The sequence below is a fragment of the Streptomyces sp. CNB091 genome, from assembly GCF_000377965.1.
This window is the reverse complement of the sequence record NZ_KB899009.1, coordinates 1,648-20,278: the sequence shown is the minus strand read 5'-3', so window position 1 is coordinate 20,278 and position 18,631 is coordinate 1,648. Positions and strand designations below refer to the sequence as shown.

Here is an 18,631-nt window from a genome sequence, read left to right as displayed (position 1 = left end):
TGAGGAAATAGCATGAGCGCCATTCAGGACCCCGCTCTGCGCAAGTCACTGGTACGTGCCATCGGACATGATGAACCTTTCACCGAAGAGGAGTACGACAGCATCACAGACTTGCATATTCGTGGCGCAAGGAATCTATCCGGATGGCAGCAGTGTCGCAACATCGAAGTGCTGATCCTGGTCGGGTGTGATCCGGTGAAACTAAACGAAGCTGAAGACCTCCGAGCTCTGGACACCCTGACCATTCGGGACAGCGGACTGAAGTCGGTCACGGACATTTCCACCTTGCCTCTTCTCAGCTGCTACATCCCACGGAACTTCATTACTGACACCTCACCGCTGATGAGCGCTCCCCGGCTCAAGAACCTCGATGTCACGGGCAACCCCTTGTCCGAGCACTCCTACAGGAAACTGCTTCCCAGCCTGATAGAACGCGGCTGTCGCGTACTGAGGTCGGACGAACTGGAATGGAAGCTCACTCATCATTTGCATGCCCAAGGGATTCCTGTTTCTTGTTACAAGAAGAAACAGGAATATCGCCTATGTCGTCCTGGGTTGGGGCTGACCGATTCACCTGAGTACGCACACCCTCTTGTCCAGGAGAGCGACGTGACATCACTGCTTTCCGGAAACCCCGAGAGGGTTCTCCGATACTTCGAGGACGAAAGACTGGTGCCCTTCGCATGAGCGCCCGCCCGTCGCGTTTCGGCAAGCCACAGAGTGCTCCGCGGCTGGGCGGCAGGCCCCCTCGCCCCTGCCGCCCAGTCGCGCCATGCGTGTGCGCAGAACTATTTCTACTAGAAGACGTATTAGAATGGACCCATGAGTGAAGAGGTCACCTACAGACCCGGTGAAGGCCCCACCTCCAACGTCTCCGTCAGCCTGCACTCCGGCAACATCGCCGCCGTCCGCGCGCGCGTTGGAAAGCGGGGGTTCTCCGCCTACGTGGACGCCGCCGTGCAGCGCCAGATCGAGCGGGACAACCTCGCGGAGCTGACCGCGGCTCACGAGACGGAGCACGGCGAGTTCAGCCCGGCGGAGATCGATGCCGCCCGTGCCCTGCTGCGCGGGGATGCCAACGGCGGCGTAGGGAGCGCGGCTTGATGAACCGGCCGGGCACCCTTGTCCTGGACAGCGAAGGGCTGTCGAAGGTCGTCGCCGATGACCGCCAGGTCATGGCCCTGGTACGCGGGGCCGAGCAGGAGGACATGCGGGTCGTGACCAGCATCCTCACGCTCATCGAGGCACACCACGCGCGGGTGAACTCAGCCCGCTTCAACTGGGCCGTGTCACGGCTGAACGTGGAACCGGTCACCGAGGAGATCGGGCGCACGGCGATGGCCCTGCTCGTCGACGCGGGCCTTCATGGGCACAAGTACGCCATCGACTCCGTCGTCGCGGCCACCGCACTCCACGCTCCGAAGCCGGCCGTGATCCTGACCTCCGATCCCGAGGACCTGACCATGCTCTGCGGCGACCGCGTCCGCATCGTCAAAGTCTGATTCCCCGCCCCCGGGGCCGCCCCCACCTTCCGATTCCGCCTCAGGTCACCAGCCCAAAATACGGCCCGAACTCCGAAGCCAGCGTCAGCCGCCCCAGCTTCTGGTACTCCCGCTGGATCGCGTGGATCACCGTCTCCATCGTCACCGCGCCCCCCGCCTCCGCCGCCAGGTACGCCGAAGTCACCGCGATCGAGCGGATGTTGCCGCCCGCCAGCTCGAAGTTCTCGGCGCAGAACGGCAGGTCCAGGTCCGTGCCGCGCGGGAGGGTCGGGCCCAGGCAGCGGTCCCAGAGGAGCAGGCGTTGTTCGGGGTCCGGGACCGGGAAGTCGATGACCAGGTCCAGGCGGCGGGTGAAGGCGTCGTCCAGGTTGGCGCGGAGGTTGGTGGCGAGGATGGCCAGGCCGTCGAAGGACTCCATGCGTTGCAGGAGATAAGCGCTCTCCACGTTCGCGTAGCGGTCGTGCGCGTCCTTCACGTCCGAGCGCTTGCCGAAGATCGCGTCCGCCTCGTCGAAGAGGAGCACGCCGTTCACGCCCGCCGCCTCCGTGAAGATCCGCTCCAGGTTCTTCTCCGTCTCGCCCACGTACTTGTCGATCACCGTCGCCAGGTCGACCGTGTACAGGTCCAGCCCCAGGTCCGCGGCGATCACCTCCGCCGACATCGTCTTGCCCGTGCCGGAGTCGCCGGCGAACAGTGCCGATACCCCCCGGCCCCGGCCCCCGCCCGGCCGCATCCCCCACTCCCCCAGCACCCGGTCGCGGTGCCGGGCGCGGGCCGTGAGTTCGCGGAGCTGGGTGTGGGTGTCGGGCGGGAGGACCAGGTCGTCCCAGGTCACCGTGGGTTCGATGCGGCGGGCCAGCCGGTCCAGGCCCGCCGCGTTCTGGGCGCGGGCCCCCCGCCGTACGTGGTCCGCGGTGAGCTCGCCGCCCGCCAGCCGGGCCGCCTGGGCGGCTGAGCGGGCAGCTCCGGTGATCTGTTCCGGGGTGAGGAGGAACGGGGCAAGCAGCTGGTCCGGGGCGATGGTGGGCGGGAGCGGCGCGGAAGTCCCAGGCGTGTGGCCGGCCCCGTGACCGTCCCCGCCCCCAGATGCGCGGTCGGGCTCCTGACCGAGTGCGTGGCCAGGTGCCTGACCTAGTGCGTGGCCAGGCGCCTGACCGAGTGCGTGGCCAGGCGCGTGCCCAAGCGGGGACACCCGCTCGTACGCGTCCCGCCACAGCGCCCCCCGCGCCGACGGCTCCACCCGGGGCGCGTGCAGCAGCAGGGGCGGGGCGACCGACCAGGACGCGTCCCAGGGCGCCCGGCCCACCAGGACGGTGGGGACCGGGGTGGCCGTGAGGAGCCTCAGCAGCCCCGGGCGCTCCCTGGACACCGCGTCCAACGGCGCGCAGACCAGGCCGGCCCCCGTCAGGCGCGCCTCCCGGACCAGGGCGTTCACCGCCTCGGCGGGCGACGGGTCCTCCGCCAGCCGGGCCAGGTCCAGGCCCAGGACCCCCCGGCCCGCCCGTGTCAGCGCCGACGCGGCGAGCGCCGTGCCCGCGCCGCCCTGGTCCTCGCTCAGGTAGGCAAGCCGGACGCCGTCGGCGAGGACTCCGGCGAGCGGGGCCGGGTCGCCGACCCCGGGCACGGCCTGCCACGGGGCCAGCAGGTCCGCCAGTCGCGGGTCCGGGGTGTCGTCGCCCAGCAGGTGCGCGGCCACCCGGTCCGGCACCCGCAGCGCCCGGCTCAGGAACGGGCGGTGCAGGTCCTCCGCCAGCAGTAGCCCACCGGCCCGGAGCGGCGCCCCCGCTGCCAGCCGGGCACGGGCCGCAGGGTCGGAAAGCGCCGCGCCGCACAGCCCCAGGGCCAGCCCGATGGACGGGCGGCGCCGGGACACGTCGTCGTTCAGATAGCCGTAGAACGCCTCGAAACGGTCGTCCAGATCCGGTACGAGCGCGATGAGCAGGATCTCCGTGTCCAGCGGGGTGAGCCCGAACTCCTGTGCGAGCACCGCCAGTCGGGAATCCTTCTCCGTCTCGACGGCCGCCTCCCCGGGCGGCGAACCCTCGGCCAAGGCACCGTCCAGCGCCGGAAACCCCCTCGCACCCTCCTCGTCCAGCAGCCGCACGATGCTCTCGTCCGTCAGGTAAAGCCCCCGGAAGTCGTCGTCCGGGTCCGGATCGTTGCTCCTTCTCAGCTCCACCGCATGCCGGATGCGCCGCTCCACGGCCGCCGCCCGGGCGAGCAGATGGCGGAGGTCCGGGCCGGCGCCGGCCGGCGCCGTCATACGTCCCCATCCTCAGAGGGCGTACCCCGTCTCTCACGTCTCTCAGGTGGCGCGCCCCGCCCCTCAGGTGGCGTGCCCCGCCGCTCCGTGATCCGCAGTGATACCGCCCGCCCGTGCGCCCCGCCCGAGGGCGCGGAGGAAGGCTCCCGGACCGGCCGCCCGGGACGCGACCCGTACACCGGCAGCCCCGGCCGGCCCGGCTGCGCCTCCGCCGTACCCGCACCCGTCCCCTCCCCGGGACCCGGCGCGGGTACGTCCCCGAACTGCGCCCGCAGCCCCTCGTCGCCCACCGGCGGGCCCGCCTCGTAGACCGGCGAGGCCGTCACCGGAACGCTGATCACCAGGTCCAGCGAGGGTTTCAGCTCGCCCCCGAGCGCGCTCCACACATCGGCGAACGACCGGTCCTCCGGCGGCGGCAGCGCGATCGACATCGGGACGGCGGCCCCGACCTCGGCCAGCGAGCCCGCCAGCCGCTCCGGCGGCAGCGCCTCGTACCGCAGCAGACAGGCCAGCAGGGAGGAGAGCAGCCGGTGTTCGTCCTCGGGGCGCTTCGTCCACGCCGTGATCAGGTACGACAGCTTGAAGAAGCGCGGCGGGCGACGGCGGGCGACGATCGCCCCGCGCTCGTCGTACTCGTTGTGCAGGCCGCGCTCCCGCCGCCGCATGTCCTCACGGATGTCGTAGAGGTAGAGGTTGACCATCGGGGCGTTGACCTTGGCCGCCCACTCCCGGGTCGGGGCGTCGAAGACCACCGCGATCTGGCGGCCCTCCAGCACCTCGGCCCGGATCAGGGCCCGCAGGACGTCGTCCACCTCATGGATCATCCGGTGACCGCCTCCGACGCGAAGAATGAACTCATGAGCGGCCCGCGAAGTCCGGTGGTTGCAGGTTGTGTTGTACGACCAGCACCGGTTTCCGCAGGCGCGGCAGATCGCGGGCCTCCGCCCGCAGGACGCGCGGGCCCAGCGTGTCCTTGCGCAGGACCAGCACCTGCACCTCGAAGGTGCCGTCCCGGCCGACCCGTACGCCGGACCGGTCCGCGGTGATGCCGATGTTCCACGTGAAACGTACGGTCTCGCCCGGCGGGTAGTCCTTGCCCCGGGCCAGTACCGGCTGCCCCGGTTTCGCCACCTGCGGGGTGACCGTCAGCGAGGGCTTGAGGACCCTCAGCCGGTCCACGTCCCGGTTGTTCGCCGCCCGCCCGTCGGGCAGGGTGCCGCGCACGGTGGCCCGTACATCACCGGTGACCGCCGCCCGGTAGGTCGCCGTCTGCGTCACCACGACCCGCTCCCCGGCGGCGATCGTGCAGGGCTGCGCCGCCGTGCACCGGCTCAGGCCGGGCAGGCTCCGGTCCTTCGACTCGTCCGTCCTCGGCCAAGCTGCCCCGAGGACGACACCGGTCGCCGTGTCCGGGCCCGCGTTGGTGATCGTGAACCGGGCGGTGGCGGGCCGCCCCACGTACGTACGGTCCGGGCTGACATCGGCCCGTACCGCGAGGTCGGAGGCCGGGGGCGGGGGCGGCGGCGGCGGGGCGGGCGGGTCCGGCGGGACCACGGGTTCCAGCACCTCGAACCGGGCCGTGTCCGCACCCGTGTTGCCCGCCGAGTCCGTCGCGGAACAGGTGACCATCGTCGTTCCGACCGGGAAGAGCGATCCGGACGGCGGGGTACAGGTCACCGGCAGTGCCCCGTCCTGCGGGTCCGTCGCCGTGGCCGTGTAGTCGATGCGGACGCCGTCGTCGTCGGGCGCCCTGGCCGTACGGTCGTCCACGGTGACGACGGGCACGTCGACGTCGTTCACGGCGATGCTGATCTTCTGCTGGAAGTCGGGGTCGGGTACGGCGGCGGGCCCGACCGTGTCCGTCCCCGGCACCTGGGTGCCGAGCAGGAACTGCACGGTGCAGGTCAGCGTCGTGCCCTGCGGGGCGTCCTCAGACACATCGACGGTCTCCGCGAAGTGTGCGGTCTCCCCGCTGGTGAGCTGCCGGGTGGGCGGGTCGAGGGCGACGGTCAGATGCGGGTCGCAGGCGTCCAAGCGATAGCCGACAGACGTGGGCAGGTTCTCGAAGCCCTCGATGACGGCCTCGGTCACCCCGTCGTCCGGGATGCCGCTCAGCATGCGGCCGTCGGTGGCGGCGGCGATCCGCTTGGCCTGGTCAGGCTCATGATAGGGATCCTGATAGGTGGGGCTGCTGTAACCGTCGCCGTTGAGCCCATCGCCGTCCTCCGTCGTCACGTCGACGGCGATGACGCGTACGCCTGCGTCCTGAAGGGCGAACACCGCTTCCTGGAACGGGATCCCGTTACTCGGGTCGTGGCTCGACGCGTCGCCGACCAGGACGACCACGGGGCTCGCCCCCTCGCGGAAGACCGTCTTGCCGTCCGCGCCGCCCGCGACCTTCCACAGGGCGTAGATCCAATCCTCGGACGGCCCCTTGCTCTTGAATCCTCGCGAGGTGTCCAACTGGTCGACCCCGAGCTGGACGTCCGTCATGTTGTCCGTCAGTTCCTGGAGCACTTCGAACTCCGCCGTCGGGTCGTCGATCTCGTCGCCATATGTGGCCACAGCGAAACGCGAGTCCGGCTGTTCCGCGAGAACCGTCTCGGTGATGTCTTTCAGGCCCGTCTGCACGTCCTCGATCGGCTTTTTCATGCTTCCGGTACCGTCCACCAGCAGCACCACATCCGGCCTCGGCGGAATCGCCGGGGTCCGCACCCGCTTGTCCACGCCCGTCGAACCGCCCGGGTCGAGCGCCTCCTCCAGCGTCGCCGGAGTGACCCACGGCTCCGGCGGCACGGGCACGGCGGACGCCACACCGCTCACGCCCGACGCGGGCGCGAGACCGGCGGCCAGCAGCAGGAGAACGAGCCCGGCCGCTCGCCTCCGCGGTCCCGTTCCTGGCTGAAACCACCGCACAGCGTTCCCCTCCCCGCGCCACGCCCGATACCCGGAAGCCACCGTCGCGCACCGGCAGGCCGCGTGCGGAGAGAGACGAGCCACTTCCGCGGGAAGGCCGAACTGCCCGATGGTGCAGAGGCGTTCGTAGAGCGGCCCTCGGACGGACCAGCCGTCAGATAAGCCCCTGACGCATCGCGTACGCCACCGCGTGGGAGCGATTACGCAGCTGCAGACGGGTCATCACCGAGTGCAGCACGTTCTTGATCGTGCGCTCGGAGTACGCCAGCTTCGTCGCGATGTCCGCGGTGTCGTACCCCTCGGCCACCAGCCGCAGCACGTCCACCTCACGCGCGGCCAGCCCGGTGAAGTGCAGACCGCGCGGACCGAGCACCTGCCCCTGGAGCCTGCCCACCTCTTCGAGGAGGCGTCCGAGCAGGTCGGAGGGGAGATGCCCCTCGCCCCGCGCCACCGTGCCGATGACCTGCACCAGATGGTCCGGCGTCGAGTCGGACCGCCTGACGACCCCCGCGACCCCGCACTCCGCCGCGCTCACCAGCTTCTGTTCGTCGATGTCCGTGGTCACCAGCACCGTGCGGCAGGTGCTGGTGCGCTGGATGTTGCGCAGGACGCGCAGGACCTCGTCGTCCACGGCGTCCACCACCATGACCACGACCTGGGGCGCCGGCTCCCCGTCGTCCCGGTCGACGACAGCGACCTCGGGGCGGGCCCGCAGCTGGCTGGCCACTCCGGCCTGGGAAATCGGGTCCTGCGCGCGTAAAACGACAGTGATGCGCTCCATGCGAATGCTCCCCCTGGGCACCAGCCGGAAGCATCACACTGCAGGCACAAGCTCCACAGCTGTACTCGTCCGCCCCAGCCGTTGTGAGGCGGTCTAGAGATTCCCGTTCTTACCCGTGAGGAAACTAGAAGGTTACCTCGGGCATCGCATCTGCCCGAAAGTGTTCCTCCGTGACCGGTGCCCGTCCTCCGGCCCGGTCCTACGGTCCGCGTATGAGTCTTACCGCAAGCCTCGACGCGCCGTCCGTCACCGTCGTACCGGGCGAGGAGACGACCCTTCCCCTACAGATCCTCAACTCCGGCCGGACCGTCGAGGAGTACCACTTCGAGGTGGTCGGGACCTGTGCCGCCTGGTCGGCGATCGAGCCCGCGGTCCTCTCCCTGTACCCCGGCGACTCCGGAACCGTCTCCCTGGTCATGCGGCCGCCGCGCGAAGCGACGGTCCTCGCGGGCGAGAGCACGTTCGGGATCCGGGTGATGCCGACCGGCGACCGGAGCGACACCGTGGTGCCCGAGGGCCGGGTGACCGTCATGCCGTTCACCGAGACGACCGCCGAGCTGGTCCCGCGCGGCTCGAACGGCTCGCGCGGCGGACGGCACCAGTTCGCCGTCGACAACCGCGGCAACACCCCGGTGACCGTACGGCTCGGGGCCCAGCCCGGTACGGAACAGGCGCGGGTCGTGTTCGCCGCCTCCGAGCTGCGGATCGAGCCGGGCCACGCGGAGTTCGCGAAGCTGCGGGTCCGCCCGGCGCAGCGGATGTGGCGCGGTACGCCGGTGACGCACGCCTTCCAGGTGTTCGCCGCCCCGCAGCCGCCCGAGGGCGAGGAGGCGCCGGCCCCGGTGCTGGTGGACGGCTCCTACCAGCAGGACCCGATCCTGCCGCGCTGGCTGCCCCGGGCCCTGCTCACGGCCGCTCTGCTGCTCCTCGTCCTGGTGGGACTCTGGTACGCGCTGCTGCGCCCGGCGGTGAAGTCCGCGGCCCGGGAGGCGGTCACTCCCGAGGCGGTACGGTCGGCCGCCGCGGCCGACAAGAGCAAGGCCCCGGACGACGGCGAGCAGGGCGGCGCGGGCTCCGGAGGCGGCGACCCCGCCGGTGCGGGCACGGGCGGCGGCGCGGCAAGCCCCACTCCGTCGCCGGGTCCGTCCGCCTCGGGCGGCAACGGCAACGGCAGCGGCGGGGGCGGTGACGCGGCGGCGGGCGCCCCGACCAGCGCGCAGGTCCGGGTGCGGGACGGGGTGGGCGGCGGCCCGAACACCGGCACGGCCCTGGAGGTACCGGCCGGCCACACCTTCCAGCTCACCGACATCGTGGTGCAGAACCCGCAGGGTGACGCGGGTACGGTCACCGTCACGGCCGGCGAGGACACCCGCGTCCTGAGCCTCGGTCTGGAGAACTTCCGCGACTCCGACTACCACTTCGTGACCCCGATCCTGGTGCCCGCGGGCGGCAAGGTCACGATGACGATCGACTGCAGGCGGGTCGGCAAGCCGGTGGGCGCCCCGGCCCCCTCGCGGTGCTCGTCCTCGATGTTCCTGGGCGGGACGATGCGCCCGGACACCCCGGCGGGCTGAAGCCCGCGCCGGGACCGGCCGACCCACCGACCCGCGGACCCGCCGACCTGCCGACCCACCGACCCACCGACCCGCCGGCCCACCGGCCCACCGGCCGAGCGACCAGCCGACCCACCAGCCGGCTGAAGCGGACTCCCCTCAGGCCGGGGGCTTCTCCTCCTCTTCTTCCTCCTCCCCCGGCTTCTTCTCCTCCGCACGCTGCACGAACGACCCCTGTACGTCGGCGGGTTGCTCGTCCTCTTCCTCCGTGGCCGCCCGCTGCACGGAGGAGGCGGAGGCGGGGGCGGAGACAGAGGCGGCGGGCGCAGGGGCGGACACGGGGTCGGCCGGGGCCGGTGCGGCCTCCGGCGCGGGATCGGACAGCACTCGGTCCGCGTTCGCGACGGCTTCACGCTCGAACCGGTCCGAAGGGTCGCTGACCCGGATGCCGCCCGGGGCCTCCGTACCCTCCACCGGGCCGTTGCGCTGCTGGATCACATGGGTCAGCTCATGGGCCAGCGTGGTGCGGCCCTGCGGCGATCCGGGGTCGTAGGCGTCGCGCTGGAACACCACGTTGTTGCCCACGGTGTACGCGTGCGCCCCGACGCCCTTCGCCGACTCGTGCGCGGCGGAGTCGTGGTGGACGCGCACGTCGGAGAAGTCCGCTCCCATCCGGCTCTCCATGTCCGTACGGGTGTCGGTGTCCAGGGGCGAACCGCCCGAGGAGACCACGTCGTGCACCGGCGACCGCTGTGCCTCGGCCTGCGCCGACTGCGCCGTCTGCGCCGCCTGCCCTGTCTGCTCGGTCTGCTCGGCGGTGGATTGGGCGGCCCCGGACCGGGAACGCTGGACCATCGCCCCGATCGCCCCGTTGCCGGCCGTCCGCTGGAGCAGCCCCATCCCGGCCGCTCCGACCACATCGGCCCGGCCCGCGGCGGCGGCCCGGAAGACGTGGTGGGCCTGCTCGCCGGAGGCCTCCGCGGCGGTTTCGCCACGCTGTTCGTCGCGCTCGTGGCCCTGTTCCCGCCCACCGTGTCCATGGTGTCCACCGTGCCCGTGGTGCTCATGGTGCTCGTGGCGTTCCTGCTCGATGTCGTGCGCGTCCATGCTCATCTCTCCCCTGACCGCGCTGTCCTCGGCATTCCACGATTACGGTGCGGCCCCCGGCCCGTCCAGCCCGCGCCCCGGCCCGGCCGGGGCATCCGGAGCTGCCTCATCGGGCAGCGCGGCGACACGGACGGACGCGCACACCCCGGCCGCCGCGCGCCTCCCTACTCCCTTCGGCCGACAGGGAGAGGCCATCGGCGCAGTACCGGTCGCCGTCGTCCGCCGTGCTCGCGATGATCGGCAGCATGACCACGAGCGACAGCGGCAAGGACATCACCCTGCGGATCGCCCAGAATCCGGAGGCCGACGAGCTCCTCGGCCGCAGCCCGGTGGCCGCTCTGGTCGGCATGCTGCTGGACCAACAGGTTCCGATGGAGTGGGCGTTCACGGGCCCGTACACCCTCGCGGAACGCATGGGCTCCGACGACCTGGACGCGGGGCGGATCGCCGCCTACGACCCGGACGCCTTCACCGAACTGTTCACCACGAAACCGGCTCTGCACCGCTACCCCGGCTCCATGGCCCAGCGGGTGCAGCAACTGTGCCGCTACCTGGTGGCGGAGTACGACGGTGACGCGAGCGCCGTGTGGCGGGACGCGGCGACCGGCGACGAGCTGCTGAAACGCCTCAACGCACTGCCCGGCTTCGGCGAACAGAAGGCGCGGATCTTCCTGGCGCTGCTCGGCAAGCAGCTCGGCGTACGGCCGGCGGGGTGGCGGGAGGCGGCGGGCCCGTACGGGGAGGCCGGATCGCGCCGGTCGGTCGCCGACATCACGGGCCCGGAGTCGCTCGTCGAGGTGCGCGCGTACAAGCAGGAGGCCAAGGCCGCGGCCAAAGCGGCGAAGAAAGCGGCAGGGCCGGCGAAGAAGCCGAGCGGGCCCTCGCCCAGGAAGCCGGGCGGCTCACCGAACGAGAAGTCGGGCAGGTAGTCGGTCGGCCTGATCCGGCGCTCGACGGAGAAGTGACGTGGTCGGGCGAGTGACGTGGTCGAGCACCGAATCAGGCCGACACCTCCCTCTCACCGATCGAATCCGGCCACATCTGTTCACAGGCGGTCACCCCACTCGCTAGCTTTCGCAGCACATTTGTTCAGCCGTTCAGGTACTGAGCCGCTCGGAGCACCGGCGGTTCAGGTACTGAGCCGCCCAGAGCACCAGCCGTTCAGACCGGAAGGACTCCTGTGCACGCAACACGTCGCAGAGCCATCGCTGTCGTGGCCGCCACCGCCCTGGCCACACCGCTCCTCCTGGCCGCGTCCCCGCACCCCGGACGCCCCGCGCCGCACGACCCCGGTAAGGAAGCGGCCAAGCTGTCGAAGGAGTTGGTCCGGAAGGCGTCCGCACGCGACGCCTACCGCCACCTCCAGCAGTTCCAGGCGATAGCCGACTCGACCGACGGCCACCGCGCCGCCGGCTCGCTGGGCCACGACGCCTCGGCGGCGTACGTCTACCGCCAGCTCCAGCGGGCCGGGTACAAGGTCTCGTACGAGAACTTCCGCTTCACCTACACCGAGACGCTGGCCGAGAAGCTCGCCGTGGTGACGCCGACGCCCCGCGACGTCACGATCAAGGCCATGACGTACACCCCGTCGACCGAGGTCGGCGGCCTGACGGCGGCGCTCGTCGCGGTGCCCGTCGACGGGACGACGGGCTGCGAGGCCACCGACTACGCGTCCACGACCTTCACCGGCAAGATCGCGCTGATCAAGCGCGGTGGCTGCTCCTTCGCCGAGAAGCAGGCGGCCGCCGCGGACGCGGGCGCGGCCGGGGCGGTCATCTACAACAACGTCGAGGGCGTCCTGTCCGGCACGCTCGGCGAGGTCGCGGCGGGCAGGATCCCGACCGGGGGCCTCACCCAGGCGGAGGGCGAGAAACTGGCGGCCGACGCCGCGGGCGGCGAGGTCACGGTCTCCTTCGAGATCCGCGAGCTCCAGGAGGACCGGCCCACCCGCAACGTCATCGCCGAGACGCCCGGCGGCAGCACGGCCCGGACGGTGATGCTCGGAGCCCACCTCGACTCGGTGACCGAGGGCCCCGGCATCAACGACAACGGCTCCGGCTCCGCCGGCCTGCTCGAAGTCGCCCTGGACCTGGCGAAGTCGAAGAGCAAGCCCGCCAACAAGGTGCGGTTCGCCTGGTGGTCGGCCGAGGAGAACGGCCTGATCGGCTCGGAGAAGTACGTCGCGGCGCTCTCCGAGAAGCAGCGCGAGCAGATCGCGCTCTATCTGAACTTCGACATGATCGCCTCGCCGAACGGCGTCCAGTTCGTCTTCGACGGCGACAACTCCGACGAGGTCGGCGAGGGCCCGGGCCCGGAGGGCTCGGCCCAACTGGAGCGTGACATCAACGAGTTCCTCGACGGCAAGGGCAAGCCGCACGAGGGCACGGACTTCACCGGCCGCTCGGACTACGGACCGTTCATCGAGGTCGGCATCCCGTCCGGCGGTACGGACACCGGGGCGGAGGGCATCAAGACGGCGGCCCAGGCCGAGGTGTTCGGCGGCGAGGCGGGGATCGCGTACGACCCCTGCTACCACGCGGCCTGTGACGACCTGGACAACATCGGCATGGGTCACTTCGACACCAACATCGATGTGATCGCCAACGCGGTCGGAACGTACGCCCACGACCTGCGTTCCCTGACCCGCCCGGTCACCCCCGACACCGGCACGGGTACGCCCGGCAGCGGTGGCAGCGGCGGCAGCGGCGGCGGCCTGCGCGAGGGTCACGGCCGGGTCGCGGAGTAGGAGCGGCGCCCCGAAACGGGCCCGTCCCACGAGCAGCCCACAGCCGACCCACAAGCCGTCCCACAAGCCGTCTCGTAGGCAGTCCCGAAGGCAGTCCCGTAGGCGACGGAACGCGAGCGAGCCCGCACGACGGACCACCAGTGGGCCCGGGGCGGAATCCCCACGGATTCCGCCCCGGGCCCACTACCGCGACCTCCGCCGCCCGCGGGCCTCCCGCGGCTCCCACGTCACCTGCCCGGTTATCCAGCCCAATGCGGCGCTATGCACCCTTTGCGACGTCATCGCGGTGAGCTTCCCTGGCTGCGCCCGGTGGCCCTTGCCCGGTAGGCTTTCCGTGTGATCTTCAAGCGCATCGGAAATGGGAAGCCATACCCCGACCACGGCCGGGAAAGCACCCGACAGTGGGCGGATGTCGCGCCGCGTCCGGTTCGCCTGGACCAGCTCGTGACCACCAAGGGCCAGCTGGACCTGGAGACCCTCCTCGCCGAGGACTCCACGTTCTACGGCGACCTGTTCGCCCACGTCGTGAAGTGGCAGGGCGACCTCTACCTGGAGGACGGCCTGCACCGGGCGGTCCGGGCCGCGCTCCAGCAGCGCCAGGTGCTGCACGCCCGCGTCCTCGACCTGGGCTGACGCCGCCCCCGGCTACCTGAGCACACCCCCGCGAGCAACCTCCGCGAGGGGCGCCCGCACACCCCACCCGGGTTTCGCACCCCACCGCTACCCGATCCGGGCCTTTCGGGTGGTTTCACGCTCATCCGGGTGTCGTACGTTGATCATCTTGTACGCATGGACACGGGGCCGCATTACGCTGCCTCCATGAGCATGCTCACTCCCCCCGGCATGGGCGGAAAGTACCGCATCACGGGCGACGCCTATCCCCGTATGCGCCGCCCCCCGCACCGCCGCAGGCTGGTCCTCGCGGGCATCGGAGCCGTCGTCGCCCTCGGCCTGGCCGGCTGGGGCACGCTGCAGCTCATCGACGTCTTCACCGGCGGCGACAAGAGCGCCAGCGCGGCCGACCACAAGCGGGACTGCCCCACCCCGAAGCCGTCGGCGGCCTCCGCCAAGGTGCTGCCGAAGCCGGCCGCCATCAAGGTCAACGTCTACAACGCGACGACGCGCAGCGGGCTGGCCAAGTCCGCCGCCGAGGAGCTCAAGAAACGCGGTTTCACCATCGGCGAGGTAGGAAACGCGACGAAGGCGTACGACAAGAAGGTGCCCGGCACGGGCGTACTTCTCGGCGCACCGACCGCGACGAACGGCAGCTTCACGGTGCTCGGCACCCAGTTGGCGGGCACGGTGCAGAAGACCGACACCCGCAGGACGGGCGAGGTCGACCTGATCCTCGGGACGAAGTTCAAGGCGTTCAGCACCCCGCAGGAGGCCACCGCCGCGATGGCGGCCCTGACGAAGCCGGCCCCGGCCCCGTCCTCCTCCTGCTGAACCCCGCACACGCGCGCTCCTGTCTGAGCCCGCACACGGTTTCACGCCCCGTGCCGGCACCGTACGTATCCGTACGGTGCCGGCACGGGGCGCGAATTTGTGGAACGGGGAAACGGGGAATGGCCCTGTCCGCCGGGCCCTTGCCCTCCGAGCTAATTCGGCGTCCGAACCCACTCGGGCGTCCGAATCCACTCGGCGACGTAGCTACCTGTTCGGCGGCGTCCGCACCTGTACGGCGAGGCGTCCGTACCTATGCGGCCGTGTCCTATTCGGCCGTGACCTATTCGGCCGTGCCGTACATCCGGTCGCCCGCGTCGCCGAGGCCCGGCACGATGTAGCCGTTCTCGTCGAGGCGCTCGTCGACGGAGGCGGTGACGACGGTGACGGGGGTCCCGGCCAGCTCGCGCTCCATCACCTCGACGCCCTCGGGCGCCGCGAGGAGGACGACGGCGGTGACATCGTCGGCCCCGCGCTTGATCAGCTCGCGGATGGCCGCGACAAGGGTGCCGCCGGTGGCCAGCATCGGGTCCAGGACGTAGACCTGGCGACCGGAGAGGTCCTCGGGCATCCGGGTCGCGTACGTCTCCGCCTGGAGCGTCTCCTCGTTGCGGATCATGCCGAGGAAGCCCACTTCGGCGGTCGGCAGCAGCCGCACCATGCCGTCCAGCATGCCCAGACCGGCCCGCAGGATCGGGACGACCAGGGGCCGGGGGTGCGAGAGCTTCACCCCGGTCGTGGGCGTCACCGGGGTCTCGATGTCGACCAGCTCGGTGCGCACATCCCTGGTGGCCTCGTAGGCGAGAAGGGTGACCAGCTCGTCGGCGAGCCGCCGGAAGGTCGGGGAGTCGGTGCGCTTGTCGCGCAGCGTGGTGAGTTTGTGCGCCACCAGCGGGTGGTCGACGACGTGGATCCGCATGTGTCAACAGTAACCGCGCCCGCCCGGCACTCTGCGCTGGCATCAACCACCTGTTCGGGGGGAAGGTGGGGGCATACGGACCCAGCACTGGGGTGGTGTGTCGATGGCTGACGGGGAACTGCGGCGCGACCCGGCCTCGCGCGGGCCGCGCGACGGGCGCGACGCGGAGGGCGCGGCGAGTGACGTCGAGGACGCGCAGGAGAGTGACGCCGCCCGCCGACGTCGCCGCGCCCAGTTCCTCCGTGAGCTCCACGAGGCCAAGCAGCTGCGCGACCGCGTGCAGCCGCGCCGGGCCCGTGCGGCCCGTATGCGGCAACAGATGCGGATGCGCACGTTCCGTTGGTGAATCCTCCTCGTACCACTCCCCGTTCCACCGGCGCACTCCCCCCGCCGATCGCCTCGTCAGGGCGACGGCCGACCAGGCACTCCTGGAACTGATGGCCGACGCAACGGCCGAAGAGGTCTCGTACAGCGCTTGTTTCTGCCACGATGCCGGTTGGGCGGGGCGCAGGACGGACGGATCACCGTTCGCCCTCCCGCCGGACCGATTCGCCTATGACCAGTGGGAGAGTCACGGTGTACTTCGCCGCACTGCTCGCGCGCACCGAAGACGGGTGGGAAGCGAGCGATACAGAGCTCGACGATGTGGAGACCCTGTCCGATCTGACAGATCTGGCCCGGGAGGTCTCGGTGGACGAGGACACGGTCCTGGTCTACATCGAGCAGGAGGACGCCTGGTTCGGCGTCGTCCGGGTGGACGGTGAGGAGGACCCCCGAATCTACGTCTCGGACGCGTCCGCCGCCGCCCGCTCCTCGTACGGGGAGATCCTGCTCACCGACGAAGTGCTCGGCCGCGAACCAGGGGCCGAGGACGAGATCGCCGCCCTGGAGGAGCTCGTCGACCTCGACGGCACCGAGGACGGCGAACCGGAACGACCCGCCCCCGCAGCCGTCGACCCGGACGAGGACGGCCCCGACCCGGACGCCGTGCCGGCGGGACCGATCGGCGAGCTCGGGATCCTCGCCGACCTCGGGCTGTCCGAGAAGGAGCTGCTCACCCTGCAGACCGACGCACTCTCCGAGATCGCGGAGGCCGTGGGAGCGGCGGAGGTCCTGGAGTCGGTCCGCTAGCCCGGCCCCGTACACCCGCTCCTCCCTCACCACCTGTCCCGTGCCCCGTCCGTACCGTCCCGTCCGTTAGGGTCCGCGGGTGACAGCACGACCGCCGGACCCCTCACCCGAGCCCGCCCCGGATCCCGTACGCGTACCCGAGCCCGACCCCGTACGCGACCCCTGGCAGGCACCGATGCGCCGCGCCCTGGCCGAGGCCGGGCGGGCGGCGTCGGCCGGCGATGTGCCGGTCGGCGCCATCGTCCTCGGCCCCGACGGCACCGAGCTGGCCGCCGCCCACAACGAACGCGAGGCCACGGGCGACCCGACCGCACACGCCGAGATCCTGGCCCTGCGCCGGGCGGCCGAGGCCCACGGCGAGTGGCGCCTGACCGGCTGCACGCTGGTGGTCACCCTGGAGCCCTGCACGATGTGCGCGGGCGCCCTGGTCCAGTCCCGCGTCACCCGGGTCGTCTACGGAGCCCGCGACGAGAAGGCGGGCGCGGCCGGCTCCCTCTGGGACGTCGTCCGCGACCGCCGCCTCAACCACCGCCCGGAGGTGATCGGCGGCGTACTGGAGGCCACGTGCGCCGAACAGCTGACGGCCTTCTTCCGCACGCTCTGACCGGCACGGCCCCGCCCCTGACCGGTAATGCCCCGGATGCACCGCCCCTGACCAGGTACGCCCCGGCTGCCCGACCAAGCGAGGCCCCGTTCCCGAGAACCGATTTCTGTCCACGCCCCGGGATGGTCTAAGCTCTCTCTCGGTAGCGTGTCCGAGCGGCCGAAGGAGCTCGCCTCGAAAGCGAGTGTGGCGTAACCCGTCACCGTGGGTTCAAATCCCACCGCTACCGCTCTTACAAAGCCCCCTTGATCTGCGGAGACGCAATCAAGGGGGTTTTTGCATGTGCCCCGGGACGCACGGCCGCAAGAACGCGACGGGGCAGTAGCCCTACTGCTGATGAGATAACGCAGGTATGGCTACCGAGCACGCGCCTCCGGACGAGACCACCGTCAAGAATTCCGCCACCACCCCCCGATCACTTGTCGGCGAAATCGAAGCCCGCACAGACGCGCGGAGGTTCTCTGACTTCGCCTCCGACCCCGCCGAACACGCCCTCGCCCTGACCAAAACCAGAGAGATCATCGAGGCGTACGAGGACGAACACGGCCCCTTCACTCCCGAGGAGATCGAGGAGGCCCGCCGAACATGGCACGGCGAGTAGCCCCGGCGTTCCCTCGCACCCCTCCTCGTCCTTGACGCGCAGCGACTTCCCCTCCCGGCCGACCAGGACCGCAGGACGACGCTGACACGCAAGGTCGCCGAAGCCGAGGGGTACGCGGCCGCCATCTCCACGGTCAGCATCGCCGAAGTCCGCCGCACCGGACATGCCACGAACCACATGCGCCGACTCCGTTCCCGGCTCACCGTCATTCCCACGACCAAGGTCATCGCCGACCGCGCGGTGAAGCTGCTGGAAGACGCGGGCCTGGACGTCCACGAAACGTCGCGGCCACGCTTCGTGGTCGCCACGGCGCCCACGGCTCTCCCTCAGGGGGGCTCCTGCTACGGCTGAAGAGAGGCAGAATGGCTGTTGCCGCACAGCGCTCTCCGAGCACGATTCGCCTTCGGGGTTGGGGGATATGTCCTTTTCTAAAGAAGTGGGTAAATTCAGCCCCGTCGCCACGTAAACCCGCAGGTCACGAACTGTGGTCCCCGCGCGTGCGGGGGTGGTCCCTTGGCGTGCGTCGTAGCTGCCTCGTCTACATCGTGGTCCCCGCGCGTGCGGGGGTGGTCCCTCGCTCCGCTCCTGCGGCCCGACACCGGCCGTGTGGTCCCCGCGCGTGCGGGGGTGGTCCCCAGCCCGAGCCGATCGCCCAGTGGCGCACTCAGTGGTCCCCGCGCGTGCGGGGGTGGTCCCTGGGCGTGCTCCGAGAGGCCCACCGCCCACCAGTGGTCCCCGCGCGTGCGGGGGTGGTCCCGCCAAGCCCGGCGACATCCTGTTCACCAAGCTGTGGTCCCCGCGCGTGCGGGGGTGGTCCCAGGCGCTGAACGAACCGGAGAAGGAGGGTGTCGTGGTCCCCGCGCGTGCGGGGGTGGTCCCGTCGCCGGTGGCCGGGCGTCGTCCCACTCGCGGTGGTCCCCGCGCGTGCGGGGGTGGTCCCGAGGAATGCGGGCACAGCCAGCGGTACACCAAGTGGTCCCCGCGCGTGCGGGGGTGGTCCCGCCTCAGACGCCCACACCACCGGGCTGATCGTGTGGTCCCCGCGCGTGCGGGGGTGGTCCCGCC

Annotated in this window: 19 protein-coding genes, 1 tRNA gene and 1 CRISPR repeat array; of the genes, 14 read left to right on the top strand and 6 right to left on the bottom strand. The window is 71.1% G+C overall.

Translation table 11 applies throughout. From position 1 onward, the window contains the following. Window positions 1–12: 12 nt before the first annotated feature. From D581_RS1000000141410 to D581_RS0129815, 3 genes are all read left to right on the top strand, one after another. The gene (locus tag D581_RS1000000141410) at window positions 13–687 is read left to right on the top strand and encodes a leucine-rich repeat domain-containing protein (protein WP_158688644.1); all 675 of its coding nucleotides are present in this window, start codon (window positions 13–15) and stop codon (window positions 685–687) included. A gap of 135 nt (window positions 688–822) precedes the next feature. After that, on the top strand, window positions 823–1,104 hold the full coding sequence (locus D581_RS0129820; RefSeq protein ID WP_018960793.1) for a hypothetical protein: 282 nt from the start codon (window positions 823–825) through the stop codon (window positions 1,102–1,104). Next, on the top strand, window positions 1,104–1,502 hold the full coding sequence (locus D581_RS0129815; protein ID WP_018960792.1) for a hypothetical protein: 399 nt from the start codon (window positions 1,104–1,106) through the stop codon (window positions 1,500–1,502). The genes D581_RS0129820 and D581_RS0129815 overlap by 1 nt, the downstream gene beginning before the upstream one ends. 40 nt (window positions 1,503–1,542) lie before the next feature. Here D581_RS0129815 and D581_RS0129810 read toward each other — a convergent pair whose 3' ends face one another. From D581_RS0129810 to D581_RS0129795, 4 genes are all read right to left on the bottom strand, one after another. Next, window positions 1,543–3,765, bottom strand: coding sequence for an AAA family ATPase (locus D581_RS0129810; protein ID WP_018960791.1), 2,223 nt, complete (start codon window positions 3,763–3,765; stop codon window positions 1,543–1,545). Next, window positions 3,762–4,589, bottom strand: coding sequence for a Pvc16 family protein (locus tag D581_RS0129805; RefSeq protein WP_018960790.1), 828 nt, complete (start codon window positions 4,587–4,589; stop codon window positions 3,762–3,764). Before D581_RS0129805 ends, D581_RS0129810 begins: the two co-directional genes overlap by 4 nt. Before the next feature lie 31 nt (window positions 4,590–4,620). After that, the gene (locus tag D581_RS0129800; RefSeq protein WP_078625962.1) at window positions 4,621–6,681 is read right to left on the bottom strand and encodes a VWA domain-containing protein; all 2,061 of its coding nucleotides are present in this window, start codon (window positions 6,679–6,681) and stop codon (window positions 4,621–4,623) included. A 154-nt stretch (window positions 6,682–6,835) separates the two neighbouring features. Continuing rightward, window positions 6,836–7,462: a helix-turn-helix transcriptional regulator gene (locus D581_RS0129795; RefSeq protein WP_026291033.1), complete on the bottom strand. Its 627-nt coding sequence runs from the start codon at window positions 7,460–7,462 to the stop codon at window positions 6,836–6,838. Between the two features lie 212 nt (window positions 7,463–7,674). Between D581_RS0129795 and D581_RS0129790 the strand changes: the two genes are divergently transcribed. Next, entirely contained in the window at window positions 7,675–9,036 is a 1,362-nt protein-coding gene (locus tag D581_RS0129790) for a hypothetical protein (protein ID WP_018960787.1), read from the top strand. A gap of 138 nt (window positions 9,037–9,174) precedes the next feature. Here the strand turns inward: D581_RS0129790 and D581_RS0129785 are convergent, their stop codons facing one another. After that, complete coding sequence (locus tag D581_RS0129785) at window positions 9,175–10,128, bottom strand: eCIS core domain-containing protein (protein ID WP_018960786.1); 954 nt, start codon at window positions 10,126–10,128, stop codon at window positions 9,175–9,177. A 239-nt stretch (window positions 10,129–10,367) separates the two neighbouring features. Between D581_RS0129785 and D581_RS0129780 the strand changes: the two genes are divergently transcribed. The 4 genes from D581_RS0129780 (at window position 10,368) to D581_RS0129765 (ending at window position 14,314) form a co-directional block, all read left to right on the top strand. Beyond that, window positions 10,368–11,051, top strand: coding sequence for an HhH-GPD-type base excision DNA repair protein (locus tag D581_RS0129780; protein ID WP_051114659.1), 684 nt, complete (start codon window positions 10,368–10,370; stop codon window positions 11,049–11,051). Window positions 11,052–11,302: 251 nt separating this feature from the next. Beyond that, entirely contained in the window at window positions 11,303–12,868 is a 1,566-nt protein-coding gene (locus tag D581_RS0129775; protein WP_486585891.1) for a M28 family metallopeptidase, read from the top strand. 336 nt (window positions 12,869–13,204) lie between these two features. Continuing rightward, entirely contained in the window at window positions 13,205–13,501 is a 297-nt protein-coding gene (locus D581_RS0129770; RefSeq protein ID WP_003967677.1) for a type II toxin-antitoxin system VapB family antitoxin, read from the top strand. Between the two features lie 210 nt (window positions 13,502–13,711). After that, a complete protein-coding gene (locus tag D581_RS0129765) occupies window positions 13,712–14,314 on the top strand; it encodes a LytR C-terminal domain-containing protein (RefSeq protein ID WP_018960783.1) in 603 nt (200 codons plus the stop codon). Window positions 14,315–14,594: 280 nt separating this feature from the next. On the opposite strand, the gene upp is transcribed toward D581_RS0129765, so the two are convergent. Continuing rightward, entirely contained in the window at window positions 14,595–15,230 is a 636-nt protein-coding gene (upp, locus tag D581_RS0129760; protein ID WP_018960782.1) for a uracil phosphoribosyltransferase, read from the bottom strand. Between the two features lie 103 nt (window positions 15,231–15,333). On the opposite strand from upp, the gene D581_RS0129755 reads away from it, so the two are divergent. The 6 genes from D581_RS0129755 to D581_RS1000000141405 all read left to right on the top strand — a co-directional run bounded on the left by D581_RS0129755 (window position 15,334) and on the right by D581_RS1000000141405 (window position 17,917). After that, window positions 15,334–15,576: a hypothetical protein gene (locus tag D581_RS0129755; RefSeq protein ID WP_026291032.1), complete on the top strand. Its 243-nt coding sequence runs from the start codon at window positions 15,334–15,336 to the stop codon at window positions 15,574–15,576. A gap of 230 nt (window positions 15,577–15,806) precedes the next feature. Next, a complete protein-coding gene (locus D581_RS0129750; RefSeq protein WP_018960780.1) occupies window positions 15,807–16,361 on the top strand; it encodes a tRNA adenosine deaminase-associated protein in 555 nt (184 codons plus the stop codon). Window positions 16,362–16,536: 175 nt separating this feature from the next. Then, entirely contained in the window at window positions 16,537–16,965 is a 429-nt protein-coding gene (tadA, locus tag D581_RS0129745; protein ID WP_018960779.1) for a tRNA adenosine(34) deaminase TadA, read from the top strand. Between the two features lie 141 nt (window positions 16,966–17,106). Next, window positions 17,107–17,194, top strand: a tRNA-Ser gene (locus D581_RS0129740). A 123-nt stretch (window positions 17,195–17,317) separates the two neighbouring features. After that, on the top strand, window positions 17,318–17,566 hold the full coding sequence (locus D581_RS0129735; RefSeq protein WP_018960778.1) for a hypothetical protein: 249 nt from the start codon (window positions 17,318–17,320) through the stop codon (window positions 17,564–17,566). Window positions 17,567–17,743: 177 nt separating this feature from the next. After that, entirely contained in the window at window positions 17,744–17,917 is a 174-nt protein-coding gene (locus D581_RS1000000141405; RefSeq protein WP_018960777.1) for a hypothetical protein, read from the top strand. A gap of 133 nt (window positions 17,918–18,050) precedes the next feature. Next, a CRISPR array of direct repeats spans window positions 18,051–18,628; the repeat unit is 29 nt; unit sequence GTGGTCCCCGCGCGTGCGGGGGTGGTCCC. Window positions 18,629–18,631: the final 3 nt, after the last annotated feature.

What these genes read in the sequence shown, in the direction of transcription:
- D581_RS1000000141410 (WP_158688644.1), top strand. Translation starts at nt 13, where the DNA reads ATGAGCGCCATTCAGGACCCCGCTCTGCGCAAGTCACTGGTACGTGCC.
- D581_RS0129820 (WP_018960793.1), top strand. Translation starts at nt 823, where the DNA reads ATGAGTGAAGAGGTCACCTACAGACCCGGTGAAGGCCCCACCTCCAAC.
- D581_RS0129815 (WP_018960792.1), top strand. Translation starts at nt 1,104, where the DNA reads ATGAACCGGCCGGGCACCCTTGTCCTGGACAGCGAAGGGCTGTCGAAG.
- D581_RS0129810 (WP_018960791.1), bottom strand. Translation starts at nt 3,765, where the DNA reads ATGACGGCGCCGGCCGGCGCCGGCCCGGACCTCCGCCATCTGCTCGCC.
- D581_RS0129805 (WP_018960790.1), bottom strand. Translation starts at nt 4,589, where the DNA reads ATGATCCATGAGGTGGACGACGTCCTGCGGGCCCTGATCCGGGCCGAG.
- D581_RS0129795 (WP_026291033.1), bottom strand. Translation starts at nt 7,462, where the DNA reads ATGGAGCGCATCACTGTCGTTTTACGCGCGCAGGACCCGATTTCCCAG.
- D581_RS0129790 (WP_018960787.1), top strand. Translation starts at nt 7,675, where the DNA reads ATGAGTCTTACCGCAAGCCTCGACGCGCCGTCCGTCACCGTCGTACCG.
- D581_RS0129785 (WP_018960786.1), bottom strand. Translation starts at nt 10,128, where the DNA reads ATGAGCATGGACGCGCACGACATCGAGCAGGAACGCCACGAGCACCAT.
- D581_RS0129780 (WP_051114659.1), top strand. Translation starts at nt 10,368, where the DNA reads ATGACCACGAGCGACAGCGGCAAGGACATCACCCTGCGGATCGCCCAG.
- D581_RS0129765 (WP_018960783.1), top strand. Translation starts at nt 13,712, where the DNA reads ATGGGCGGAAAGTACCGCATCACGGGCGACGCCTATCCCCGTATGCGC.
- upp (WP_018960782.1), bottom strand. Translation starts at nt 15,230, where the DNA reads ATGCGGATCCACGTCGTCGACCACCCGCTGGTGGCGCACAAACTCACC.
- D581_RS0129755 (WP_026291032.1), top strand. Translation starts at nt 15,334, where the DNA reads ATGGCTGACGGGGAACTGCGGCGCGACCCGGCCTCGCGCGGGCCGCGC.
- tadA (WP_018960779.1), top strand. Translation starts at nt 16,537, where the DNA reads ATGCGCCGCGCCCTGGCCGAGGCCGGGCGGGCGGCGTCGGCCGGCGAT.
- D581_RS0129735 (WP_018960778.1), top strand. Translation starts at nt 17,318, where the DNA reads ATGGCTACCGAGCACGCGCCTCCGGACGAGACCACCGTCAAGAATTCC.
- D581_RS1000000141405 (WP_018960777.1), top strand. Translation starts at nt 17,744, where the DNA reads ATGCGCCGACTCCGTTCCCGGCTCACCGTCATTCCCACGACCAAGGTC.